The organism is Chryseobacterium sp. c4a, assembly GCF_009900745.1.
Classification (GTDB): domain Bacteria; phylum Bacteroidota; class Bacteroidia; order Flavobacteriales; family Weeksellaceae; genus Chryseobacterium.
Map to the genome: position 1 here is coordinate 140,903 of NZ_WXVU01000012.1, position 12,848 is coordinate 153,750.

General features: G+C 35.3%; 9 protein-coding genes. 5 read left to right on the top strand and 4 right to left on the bottom strand.

Going from position 1 to position 12,848, the window contains the following annotated elements; genetic code table 11:
* Window positions 1-320: 320 nt before the first annotated feature.
* The gene (gene secD / locus GTR01_RS15995; RefSeq protein WP_160138802.1) at window positions 321-3,215 is read right to left on the bottom strand and encodes a protein translocase subunit SecD; all 2,895 of its coding nucleotides are present in this window, start codon (window positions 3,213-3,215) and stop codon (window positions 321-323) included.
* A 216-nt stretch (window positions 3,216-3,431) separates the two neighbouring features.
* Here secD and GTR01_RS16000 point away from each other — a divergent pair, with 216 nt between their 5' ends.
* Entirely contained in the window at window positions 3,432-4,811 is a 1,380-nt protein-coding gene (locus GTR01_RS16000) for a PQQ-dependent sugar dehydrogenase (protein ID WP_160138803.1), read from the top strand.
* A 306-nt stretch (window positions 4,812-5,117) separates the two neighbouring features.
* On the opposite strand, the gene hemN is transcribed toward GTR01_RS16000, so the two are convergent.
* From hemN to GTR01_RS16015, 3 genes are all read right to left on the bottom strand, one after another.
* Window positions 5,118-6,476 carry an oxygen-independent coproporphyrinogen III oxidase gene (hemN, locus tag GTR01_RS16005; protein ID WP_160138804.1) on the bottom strand — a complete coding sequence of 453 codons (1,359 nt, stop codon included), beginning with the start codon at window positions 6,474-6,476 and terminating at the stop codon, window positions 5,118-5,120.
* A gap of 280 nt (window positions 6,477-6,756) precedes the next feature.
* Window positions 6,757-7,767, bottom strand: coding sequence for a WD40/YVTN/BNR-like repeat-containing protein (locus tag GTR01_RS16010; protein WP_160138805.1), 1,011 nt, complete (start codon window positions 7,765-7,767; stop codon window positions 6,757-6,759).
* Window positions 7,768-7,819: 52 nt separating this feature from the next.
* Window positions 7,820-9,334, bottom strand: a complete 1,515-nt coding sequence (locus GTR01_RS16015; RefSeq protein WP_160138806.1) for an amino acid permease — start codon at window positions 9,332-9,334, stop codon at window positions 7,820-7,822.
* 165 nt (window positions 9,335-9,499) lie between these two features.
* Here GTR01_RS16015 and pnuC point away from each other — a divergent pair, with 165 nt between their 5' ends.
* The 4 genes from pnuC to mltG all read left to right on the top strand — a co-directional run bounded on the left by pnuC (window position 9,500) and on the right by mltG (window position 12,772).
* The gene (pnuC, locus tag GTR01_RS16020; RefSeq protein ID WP_160138807.1) at window positions 9,500-10,171 is read left to right on the top strand and encodes a nicotinamide riboside transporter PnuC; all 672 of its coding nucleotides are present in this window, start codon (window positions 9,500-9,502) and stop codon (window positions 10,169-10,171) included.
* A gap of 4 nt (window positions 10,172-10,175) precedes the next feature.
* A complete protein-coding gene (locus GTR01_RS16025) occupies window positions 10,176-10,844 on the top strand; it encodes a hypothetical protein (protein WP_160138808.1) in 669 nt (222 codons plus the stop codon).
* Between the two features lie 105 nt (window positions 10,845-10,949).
* Complete coding sequence (gene dapF / locus GTR01_RS16030) at window positions 10,950-11,717, top strand: diaminopimelate epimerase (protein WP_160138809.1); 768 nt, start codon at window positions 10,950-10,952, stop codon at window positions 11,715-11,717.
* A 29-nt stretch (window positions 11,718-11,746) separates the two neighbouring features.
* Window positions 11,747-12,772: an endolytic transglycosylase MltG gene (gene mltG, locus GTR01_RS16035; protein ID WP_160138810.1), complete on the top strand. Its 1,026-nt coding sequence runs from the start codon at window positions 11,747-11,749 to the stop codon at window positions 12,770-12,772.
* The last annotated feature ends 76 nt before the right edge of the window (window positions 12,773-12,848 follow it).

Genomic DNA, 12,848 nt, shown 5'->3' on the forward strand with positions numbered 1-12,848 from the left:
ATTATTGAGACCTTACACGAAATTATTAATCTCTAAAAATAGATTTATTTTAAAATAACTCTACTTTATGTTAAATTGAGCGTTTTTTTAAGTCTAAAAAATGGGTTAAAACACGCACACTGAGAAATATATAATAAATTTTAAGCATGAGTAATACAAAAAACATCACAATCATTAATATCCCTTACTACACAAGCTATTAAATACCGCTTCTCAATTCATATAGAAAAATATACTAGAAGATGCCTTAAAGAAAATAGTTCAAAAATGAAAAAAGCCTTTCTTTCGAAAGGCTTTTTACTAATTTATTGTAGTTTGTATTATTTTGAAGCAAGTACTTCTTTCTCGGAAGTTGTTTTTCCGTGTACATCTTCTTCTTTTCCTGTCTTAAGGAAGTCATAAGCAATTGCCGATGCAATAAAGATAGATGAGTAAGTACCGAATCCAATACCAATTAACAGAGCGAACATAAATCCTCTTAGGTTATCACCACCGAAGATAAAGATCGCAAGGATTACCAAAATCGTAGTGAATGAAGTGTTGAATGTTCTACCCAATGTACTTGAAATAGAGTCATCAAATAATCCAGCTAATGTGATCGATTTCTTCTCTCTCAGGTATTCTCTAATTCTGTCGAAAATAATTACCGTATCATTAATAGAGTATCCTAATACCGTAAGGATCGCAGCGATGAAATCCTGGTTGATCTCCATGTTGAATGGCATATATTTATGAAGTAATGAATACGTTCCTAAAATGATAACCGCATCGTGGAATAATGCTGCAACAGCACCTAAAGAGAACTGCCATTTTCTAAATCTGAATAAGATATAGATAAAGATACCTGCCAATGCAGCTACTACTGCAAGGATACCGTGTGTCTGAATATCATCAGCTACAGTAGGCCCTACTTTTTCAGATGAAATGATACCAGCATGATCTTTGTCTGCAGATTTAAAATCATTTAAAGTAGTATTAGCAGGAAGATCTGCTTTTAATCCTTCAAATAATTTCTGCTCAATCGTCTGGTCAGCTTTTAAAGATTCATCTTCGATAAGATAATCTGTAGAGATTTTTAATTGCTTATTATTTCCGAAAGTTTTAGCTTCTACAGAAGAGTTTTTACCATCTTCAGTTTTGAATAGTTTTACTAATTTCTCTTCAACATCATTAGCATTAACCTCTTTATCAAATCTTACTACATAGTTTCTACCACCGGTAAAGTCGATACCATATTTGAAACCGTGTGTAAACATTGATACTAAACAGATCACTGTTAATACAGCAGAAATGATGTATGCATACTTTCTCTTTCCAATGAAGTCAATCCACGTATTTCTGAATAAGTTCTTTGTAGCAGGAGTCCATACAGAAAGTTGTTTTCCTTTGTTTAGTCTGCTGAAGATCATTACTCTTGATAATAATACAGAAGTAAACAATGTCATGATAATACCGATCATCAATGTCAATGCGAAACCTTTAATAGGCCCTGTTCCGAAGAAGAACAATACAACAGCTGTCAATAACGTAGTAGAGTGACCATCAATAATTGCACTTAATGCATGCTTGAAACCATCTTTATAAGCTTCTAAGATACTCTTACCAGCAAATAATTCTTCTTTTGTTCTTTCGTAGATAATTACGTTCGTGTCTACTGCCATAGCCATCGTCAATACGATACCAGCAATACCAGGAAGCGTAAGAGTAAAATCTCCGGAATCCATAATTCCGAAAATATAGAAAAGGTTAATTACCATCGCAATTACAGCGTATACTCCCGCACCACCATAATAGAAAATGATATAAACAATAATAATTAAAAATGCAATTGCAAATGAAATCATACCAGCGTTGATAGACTCCTGTCCTAGTGAAGGTCCTACTTGAGTAGCCTGAACTACTTTAGCACCAGCAGGTAATTTACCAGCTCCTAAAACGTCTACCAATTCTTTGGCTTCTTCCTGAGAGAAGTTACCAGAAATTTGAGTTCTACCGTTAGGAATAGCGTTTACAACATTTGGAGCAGTATACACTCTGTTATCAAGAGTTACCGCTACTGGTTTTCCAACGTTCTTCTCAGTTAACGTTTTCCATTCTTTTGCTCCTTTAGAATCCATCTGCATATCTACAACTACTCTTCCAAGTTCGTCATAGCTAATGTTTGCAGTTTCTACCGCTCCATCTACCGGAGCTTTTTGGTTGATGTTACTTCTGATTGCATACAATACTAAATCATCAGGACTTGTAGCTTCAGGTTTGTAACCCCACATAAACTGTGTATATTTAATGTTGGCAGGACGTGCAGCTATTCCTACTTTGCTGTTCAAGATTTTGTTTACAGCAGCAGTATCTGATAACTTTACGTTGGCAACACCATTACTTCTTAATTTGTCAAGCTGAAGAAGGTTCATGAAGTTCACATTCTTTGCAACTCCCATAGAATCTCCTTTTGCAGCAACCATAGTTGTCAATGTTTGGAAATAAGGGGCAATTTCAGGAACTTGCTGTACTTCCCAGAACTGAAGTTTTGCAGAAGTCTGAAGCATTTTCTTTACTTTGTCAATATCCTTCATACCAGGCATTTCTACAGAAATTCTAGCTGTACCAGGTACTCTCTGAACGTTTGGCTGGATTGCTCCAAGCTTATCAATTCTCGTTCTGATTACCTCGAAAGCTGTTCCTACAGAAAGGTCAACTCTTCTCTTCACAATACTTTTAACCTGCTCATCAGTAGTATTATACTTGATTTCAGATAAAGTCGTATTTCCGAAAAGTTCCGGATCAGCAAGCTTTAGGTTTGTTCCTTTTGCTTTGTTTACTGCATCGAACTGTTCAAAGAAGTTGTCGATGTAAGATTTTGTTGAGTTTTTCTGAGCTTCATCAGTCTTATTTAAAGCCTCAATAAGAACAGGATTTGTAGAATAATTGGTTAAATCATTTACCAAATCTCTTTGGTTGATTTCCAATAGAACATTGATCCCTCCTTTTAAGTCAAGACCCAATTTCATTTCCTTGTCTTTAGCTTTTGAATAATAAAGCTTTGTATACCCAAGATTAAGAGTATCTTCCTTGATTCGTTTGATCTCTTTCTCGTTTCCTTTCGCAGCTTCTATCTGCGATTCAATTTTGCTGGCGTACCAGGTTGGCAATAGCTCGTTTAAGCAAATCAACCCCAGGACAATAGCAACAATTGTAATAAGCCCTTTTCCTTGCATTTTATTATAACTACGTTAAATTAAGTCGGCAAATATAATGATTTTCTTGTATTTTATGAATTTTTAACAACAGAAATGGTTTATTTTCAGATATATCAGTATTCTGATTTCTATTTAAGATTTAACAATTTTTTCATACTATCATAGTGAAGTTTTCAAAAACTGATTGGTATAAAATTTTCATTCACATCTCAATACACTAATTATCACAATATTATGAAAAATTTACTTTTTACCCTAAGTATCTTTTCTTCTTTAATTGTTAATGCACAAAGCATTAATTTGGAAGAATTTGCCACGGGATTAACAAGCCCAGTGGAGATTACGAACGCCAATGACAACCGGCTTTTCGTTGTTCAGCAGAATGGTATAATAAAGATTATTCAACCTAGCGGAGCTATTAATTCAGCTAACTTTCTGAATATTTCATCAAAAATTGTTTTTAATGGTGAAAGAGGTCTTTTAGGACTTGCTTTCCATCCGCAATACCCAACCAATGGGTATTTTTTTGTGTATTATAACAATACAGCAGGAAATATTGTACTGGCAAGATACAGTGTTAATCCAACCAATCCGGATATTGCCGATCCCGCTTCTGAAAAAATCCTGTTAACGATTGTAAAACCATTTGCTAACCACAACGGAGGCAGTATTCATTTTGCACCCGACGGAAAACTATGGGTTGTGACAGGAGATGGCGGAAGCGGTGGAGATCCTAATAATAATGCTCAAAATAAAAACTCATTACTGGGAAAAATGCTGAGAATAGATGTGAATGCTACAGATCCTACTCCATACAATATTCCTTCCGACAACCCTTTTGCAGGTGCTGGTATTGACGGTGCTGATGAAATCTGGGCGTATGGGCTCCGAAATGCCTGGAAATTTTCATTTGATCTTACCACAGGAAATGCCATGATTGCAGATGTTGGCCAAGGAGCGATTGAAGAGATTAACAAAATGCCTATTTCACAAGCTGGAATCAATTATGGATGGCGTTGCTATGAAGGAAACAATGCTTATAATACTACAACAGGATGTCCAGTCCAATCTTCTATGACATTTCCTATTGCCGTATACGATCATTCCGGAGGAAAATGTTCAATTACCGGTGGCTATGTGTACAGAGGCTCTCAATATCCTTCACTTCAAGGAAAATATTTTTTTGCCGATTACTGCTCCAACCAAATCGGTATCTTAGGTACTGATAATTCTATTACCTGGACAACAGCCTATAGTGGGAACGGCTTTTCATCCTTCGGACAGGATTCTCAAAAAGAGCTTTACGTAGCAGGAGTAGAAAGTGGGAAAATTTTCAAAATCACCACAGGAACTTTAAACATCCGTGAAAATAATCTTTCGGAAACCCTAAAAATTTACCCTAATCCCGCTTCCAAAGAGATTTTCATCAGTGGAATTAAAGATAAAAGCGTAACCGCAGAAATCATTAGCGCAGATGGAAGAAAAGTTTTAGTAACAGATCACATCACTAATGAAAAAGGAATTAATATTTCCGGAATTCCCGCGGGGGTTTATTTTATCAATCTGAAATCGGGAGATTATAAGTCCTACAGCCAGAAAATCGTTATTAAATAATACTCCTAACTGTAAACGAAACGCAATGATAATTGCTAATAAGTAACGAAAAAAACTCACAAAGGAATTTCACTCAACTGTTTTATCGTCACGAATGCACGAATATCTTTTATTTATAAGTGTATTGTCATTCCGTAGGAATCTCAACATAGCCTATTGAAATAGAAGAATCTGGATTCCTACGGAATAACAAACTGCATATGGAATTTTAATTATATAAAAAGTCTTATTCAGTTCATGATACAAAAATATTCGTGTATTTGTGGCTAAAATAAAAAGCGATTCAGTGTTGAATCGCTTTTGTTTTTATATTGTCATCGAGAAGATTCTCGTTTCCGGTTTATTCCTCATCATTCTAAGGTCAAAAACCATAGCTACATTTCGAGTGAAGGCTCTCCCCGCTTCAGTAATTTTAATTTCCTTACCTGAAATTTCAACCAATCCGTCATTTTGCATTTCCTCCAGCATTTCTAATGCGTTATCAAGTTCCGGGAAAGAATTGTTTGAAGTAAAGGTCGTTTCAAGCTGACACATCAGATTTAGAATATGTCTTCTTACAATCAGATCCTCGTCATTCAGAACGTGTCCTTTTACAACAGGAATTTTACCTTCTTCCACCATCGTCTGATACTCTTCCACTGTTTTCACATTCTGAGCAAAAGCATACCATGAATCTGAAATAGCAGACATTCCGAGTCCTACCATCAGCTGAGTATTACTTGAAGTATATCCCATAAAGTTTCTGTGAAGCTTTTTATGAATCAAAGATTGATATAAATCATCGTGCTCTAATGAGAAATGATCCATTCCTACTTCAATATACCCTAAATCCTGAAGCAATTTTTTTCCGTCTTCATACAGACGGCGTTTTTCTTCTCCACTTGGAAGATCATTTTCATCAAACCCTCTCTGTCCTACCCCTTTCACCCATGGAACGTGTGCATAGGAATAAAATGCTAATCTATCCGGCTTCAGTTCCATCGTTTTTCTGATCGTATGTTCCATCGCTTCCCAAGTCTGGTGCGGAAGTCCAAATACCAAATCATGACTGATTCCTCTGTATCCAATTTCCTTAGCCCATTCCGTTACGTTCTTCACGTTCTCGAAAGGCTGAATTCTATTGATTGCTTTCTGTACTTTCGGATCGTAATCCTGAACCCCAAAACTTACTCTTCTAAATCCAAGATCATATAAAGTCTGAAGATGTTCTTTTGTTGTATTATTCGGATGCCCTTCAAATGAAAATTCCGGATGTTCCGCAATCTCTACAGTAGAAAAAATGCCCTCCAATAATGTTTTTAAATTTTCAGGAGAGAAAAATGTAGGAGTTCCACCACCAAGGTGCAATTCCTTCAGTTTTGGTTTTTCATTAAAAAGCTCAAGATAAAGTTTCCATTCCTTTAAAACACTTTCAAGATAAGGAACTTCAACACTGTGTTGTTTGGTAATACGCTTATGACATGCACAGAATGTACACAACGCCTCGCAGAAAGGCAAGTGGATATAAATAGAAATTCCTTCCTCTGCATTGGTCTCATGGAATGACCTGATTACTGTTTCTTTCCATTTTTCCGGAGAAAATGTAGATTCGTCCCAATAAGGAACGGTAGGATAAGAAGTGTAACGAGGCCCAGGAATATTATACTTATCTATTAAAGAGTTCATTTTGAAAAATAAAATTTTATAAGGTGAGGAAATTTAACATAATTAAAATTCCATCCTACAAAATTAACCATTAGTTATGAATTTTAACCTATGAATTATATTAGGTTCTAGTTTATAATGAATCTAAATACGCTAACAGAGCATGTTACAGAGATAATGATAAATTCTATCAGTTTTATTTATTTTTTTGATCCGGATTCTCTTATCACAAGTATTTAATATTTACCCTATAAAAATAAATAGATTGGAATCTTTTTAAGAAAATCAAGTGAAAGCGAAACTATTTCAACTTCATCACTATAATTCTACTATTTCCTGCCAACACAACACTGTTTCCATTAATCCATTCACAAACAAAAAGTCCTTTCTCATCAGAGATCTTCTTCCAGGTCTTTCCAAAATCAGAAGAATAACTTATATGTTGATCTCCTACTGCAATAATCTCCTTTCCTTTAGATCCTGGCTTGATTTTTACACAGGTCATATATCCAGCATTCTGTCCGGAAGCTTGAACCTGCCAGGTTTGACCGCCATCGTGAGTGGTTGCAATATTATTAACATTAGCGGCTTGCTTGGTATAATCACCTCCTACTGCAATTCCAAAACGGTCATCAAAAAAATCTATCGAATACATTCCCTGAGAAGATTCTCCTTGAACAAATGGAGTGTTGAAAGCTTCCAGCTTTTCATTTTTTAAATTCATTCTTAAAATTCTCGAAGCCTTCCCCCCTGTGGCAATCCACAGGTATTTCTGAGAAGAAGAGATATTGGTATTGCTTGCAGCGAAAGCAGCTTCTCCTTCGTTTAATTTAAAATCACTTTTAAACGGGTTCCATTCTCCATCCTTGTACACGGCTAATTTCAACAGATTATCCTTATCGGCATCACTGAATGTATAAGCAAGCTTATCATTTACAAAATGCAGGGCATCATAGAACGCCGTTGAAGCATTATCAGTATAAACGATTTCTGATGTAAGATCATTTTTATCAATTTTAAAGAAACGACCGGGACTTACTATATTGATTGCATAAAAAGAATCTTTGTTCTGTCCCAAAGTTCTAAACTCCAGTTTTTCTTCTGATAGCTTTATCTGTTTTTGATTCTTATAATCTTTAAGATCCACAAATCCAAATTTGGAATCAGTCCCACTGTACCAGACTTTATGGTCATACAATTCAAGGGCTCTGATGCTTATTTTATCAGTAAGAATTGTTTCAATGTTTTCCACTTGTTGGGAAAAAGCAGTCATTCCTACAGAAAGGAGTATAATAGAAAATATTTTTTTCATAAGATATTAGTATTTAAGAACAAAAAAACCGCCGAAGCGGTTTATATTATCATTAATCGTTCTGATATTTTTCAGGATTATTAAGTTTACTATTTCTTTTACCATAAAGAAAATATACAACTCCACCTAATAATAACCAGCAAGCAGAAAGCTCTTTAGCATGATCACTTAGGTTATAAATCAAATATAAATTAATAAGTACTCCAAGTCCTACTACAACTTTATAAGCTGGGACTTTGAAAGGTCTGATCAAATTAGGTTCTTTTTTTCTCATTACCCAAACAGCAATACAAACCAATGTAAACGCAAATAGGGTTCCGAAGCTTGTCATATCTGCCAAAGTAGAAATAGGGGTAAATGCAGCAATCAATGCTACGATAATTCCTAGTAAAATAATTCCTTTGTAAGGTGTTTTCGTTTTAGGGTGAAGTTCTCCAAAGAATTTAGGAATCAATCCATCTTTTGCCATTCCGATAAAGATTCTGGATTGTCCCATCATCATTACCATTACTACAGAGATTAGTCCCACTGTAGCGGCGATCGTTACGATATTACTTGCCCAATGTTTTCCTGCAATTTCAAATGCATACGCTACAGGTGCTTTAATTGCATCCGGATATTTCCCATTTGGATTAAAGTCTGTATAATGCATCATTCCCGTTAATACAAGCGATACACAGATATATAAAGCAGTACAGATCAACAATGAAGCAATGATTGCAAATGGTACATCTTTTTTAGGATTTATAGCTTCTCCTGCCTGAGTAGAAACGGCATCAAATCCGATATAAGCGAAGAAAATAGCTGCTGCTCCGGAAATAATTCCTTTGATACCATAAGCAGAAACCAAGTCTCCTTCAGAATTCTTGATCGGAACTTGATCCGGAATGAAAGGCTTCCAGTTTTTCACGCCGTCTGCTGCTGTGTACAGCTCAGGGTTTGAGAAAATGATATAAGCTCCGGCAATTACTACAAAGATAACGGCAGAAGTTTTCATCAAAACAATCAGGTTATTAGCTCCTGCTGCTTCTTTAGTTCCTTTTACCAATAAAGCTGTAATCAAAAGAACAAGAACAAATGCAGGCAGGTTCATAGAAAAACCACCTCCTGTGTAACTGGCAGGATCTGACGTAAGATATGCCGGTAAATGAACGCCAAAGATTTTCAAGAATTTGGTAAAATATCCGGACCAACTCACGGAAACCGCCATACTTGCCATAGCATATTCCAGTATGAGACACCATCCCATTGCCCAAGCAAAGATTTCTCCAACTGTTCCGTACGCATACGCATACGCAGATCCCTCAACGGGAATAATGGAGGCAAACTCCGCATAGCACAATGCTGCAAAAACGCAGGCAATACCTGCTATAATAAAGGAAATTGCAAGTGCTGGCCCTGCATGATAATAGGCTCCTGTTCCCGTAAGAACAAAGATTCCACCTCCAATGATAGCACCTACTCCTATTGCTGTTAGACTCCATTTTCCAAGAACCTTCTTCAGCTCACTTTTCTTCATATCTGCCTCATAGGCACTTAGTGGTTTTTTAACCCAAATTTTCGACATGTTTTTTTATTTATTAAGGATTTACGAAAATATAAAAAATTTAGGAACTCCCGCGTTTATCGTTAAACTTTCATCATTTATTTTACATTAAAATCTTCAAAAGCCCAAACAACATATTATTTAATTCATTTTAAAAAGTCCATATTTTTATTTATTTTTGAACGCATGAATTTATATGATCTTTTTGTAAAGCCTTATGAAAGCTATGATTCTTTACAGATTTTGCTTGAAGCATCAGGTGCTATTTTCGGAACTATGAGCGTATATTTTTCAATTAAGAAAAATATATGGGTATACCCTACAGGCATTATCTCAACGCTGATCTATGTATATATTCTTTTTAATTTCGGACTATTGGGAGACTGCCTGATCAATGTCTATTATACTGTGATGAGTATATATGGTTGGATATTATGGGCCAAAAATTCGGAAGATCATATCCATGTGGATGTTACATGGGCAACAAAAAAAGAATGGGTCTATGCCATCATCCTTTTTATCCTGAGTTTAGGATTGGTTACTTCTATTTATTATTATAAACCTTATATTGACAATCATTTTTCAATGGCAGGAGTCAACCTTGGACTCTATCATTTGGATTGGGCAAATTGGCTGGATATTTTTACCACTTCAATATTTTTAGCAGGAATGTGGTTTATGGCTAAACAGCGCATTGAGAACTGGATTTTCTGGATTATCGGAGACTTAATTTGCATTCCTATGATGATTTTTAAGGGTCTTGGTATCACTTCGGTTCAATATTTGGTATTTACAATAATGGCTATCTTAGGATACCTCAATTGGAAAAAAAGTTTTAAAGAAAAAAAAGTACAATAAAGTCATGAAAAATTTATTAAAAATAGCAGTTAGTATCTTTGCTATTAGCAGTTTAACATCTTGTTTAGCTTATACGGACGGATATGGTAGCAACGGTTATGGTTATGGTGACCCATACTATAACAATGGATATTATTACGCACCTTCCGGATATTACGGTAATGGCGGGTATTATGGTAATGACGGCTATTATTATAGAAACAACATCAATTACTACTATGATAATGGTATGCCTTACTATTATGACACTTATAATAACTCCAGAAGAAAAGTATATGTAGAAAGAAGAAATTCTACTCCTACTTCACAGAGACCTAATAACGGTTTCCGTGATAACAATAGTAATAACGGATATTACAATAATGGAGGCTACAAAAATTCTAATTCTAATAATAGCAGTGGTGGATTCAGAAATTCAAACAGCGGCTATCAGAACAACCAGGGAAATCAGAATAACCAAAGTAGCGGTGGATTCAGAAATCAAAACAATAGCTTTGAAAACAGAGGATCTACCTCAGGAGGCTTCAGAAATTCTGGAAGTACTAACACCGGAAGAACTGAATCTTCATCTTCTAGCGGAGGTTTCAGCAGTGGCGGTTTCAGAAACAGCAGTTCAGGAAGCCAAAATACAAGCACAACTAGAGAACAAAACAGTGGTGGAGGCTTTAGATAGAACAATTATAAATAACGATTATAAATAAGGAAACGAACAGTTAACACTGTTCGTTTTTCATTTAAAATATACTAATTTTGTTTCTTTATTTAGACAAAAAACAATATGGAATTTTATAAATATCAGGGAACAGGAAATGATTTTGTAATGGTAGATAACCGTGACCTTCAGTTTCCTAAAGATAAAAACATCATTGAAAAGCTATGTGACAGACGTTTCGGAATAGGCGCTGATGGGCTTATCCTTCTGGAAAACGATCCTGATTATGATTTTAAAATGGTGTACTATAATTCAGATGGTGGAGAAAGTACTATGTGTGGAAATGGCGGAAGATGCCTGGTAGCTTTTGCTTTTTTCCTTGACGTTTTTGAAGATAAGTGCAAATTCATTGCAATAGATGGTGAGCATGAAGCAGAAATCCATAATGGGATCATTAAACTAAAAATGATTAATGTAGACACTATTTCACACGATGGACAAGATGCTGTAATGAATACGGGTTCTCCTCATTACGTAAAATATGTAGAAAATCTGGGTGATTACGATGTTTATACTCAAGGACACGGGATCAGAAATTCGGAAAATTATAAAGAAAAAGGGATCAATGTTAACTTTGTTGAAAAAATTTCAGCCAATGAGATTTTCGTAAGAACCTATGAACGAGGCGTTGAGGATGAAACTTACAGTTGTGGAACCGGAGTTACAGCTTCGGCTTTAACTTTTCTTCAAAAAGACAATCTAACTTCCGTAAAAGTTAAAACTTTAGGAGGGAATCTTAAAGTATATGCTGAAAAAAGCGGTGATTCATTCTGCAATATCTGGCTGGAAGGACCCGCAAAGCAAGTTTTTAAAGGTAAGGTAGAACTTCTTTAAAATCAAAACTTTTAATCAATAATATAAGAATGAAAAAAGCTATTCTCATTATCATTCTGCTGGTTTTTGTAGTGGCAGGATTTTTTGGTTTGAGATTTTATAATAAATACTTCGGAAATAACGTAGAAAAGGACGGTTATATTTTGATCCCTCATAAGGCAAACTTTAATCAGATCCTGGATTCTATTGCTCCGTATATTAAAGATCGTGAGTCTTTTGAAATTGTAGCTAAAGACAAAGGTCTTCCTGACAATTTTAAAGCGGGACGTTATCACATCCAAAGCGGGAAAGGAAATACAGATCTCGTAAATATGATTAAAGCAGGTAACCAAACAGCAAATTCATTCAGAATCGGAGATTTTGGAGATATGTACCAAATGATTGGTAAGGTTACCAAAAAAACAGAACTGGATTCTCTTCATTTTGTAAATGACCTGGATGTTGTTGCTCAGGAAAAAGGATATAAGAACGTTGAAGATCTGAAAAAATATTTCTTCATTGATACTTATAATTTCTTCTGGACAGTAAGCCCAAGAGAGTTTTTTGCAAAGTTTGAAGATCAATACAATGAATTCTGGACTTCTGAAAGAAAAAATAAAGAACAGCAATCCGGCCTTACAAGAGAGCAGATTTATGCACTTGCTTCTATTGTTTATAAGGAATCCGGAGGAAAGAAGGATGAAATGAAAACGATTGCAGGATTGTATTTGAACCGTTATAGAAAAGGAATGAAACTTCAGTCTGACCCTACGGTGATCTATGCTATCAATAAGCAGACGAATTTTAAAGAGTCTATCAAAAGGGTCTTATATAAGCATCTGTCTACTCCTTCTCCATACAATACCTATGCTAATGCAGGGATTCCTCCTGGGCCTATTTGTGTAGTGGATAAGAACTCAGTAGATGCTGTTTTGAATGCAGAAAACAATAATTATATATTTATGTGTGCAGACCCTGCAAGGTTTGGGTATCATAAGTTCACTGCTAGTGCGGAAGAACATGCTGTAAACGCAAAGGCTTATCAGGACTGGCTTAATTCAAAAAATATAAAATAAGCTCAGCAGATAGCTGAGTGTTATCAATAAAAACGGAATAATTAAATCATAATATTTTAAAAATCAACCCAATACT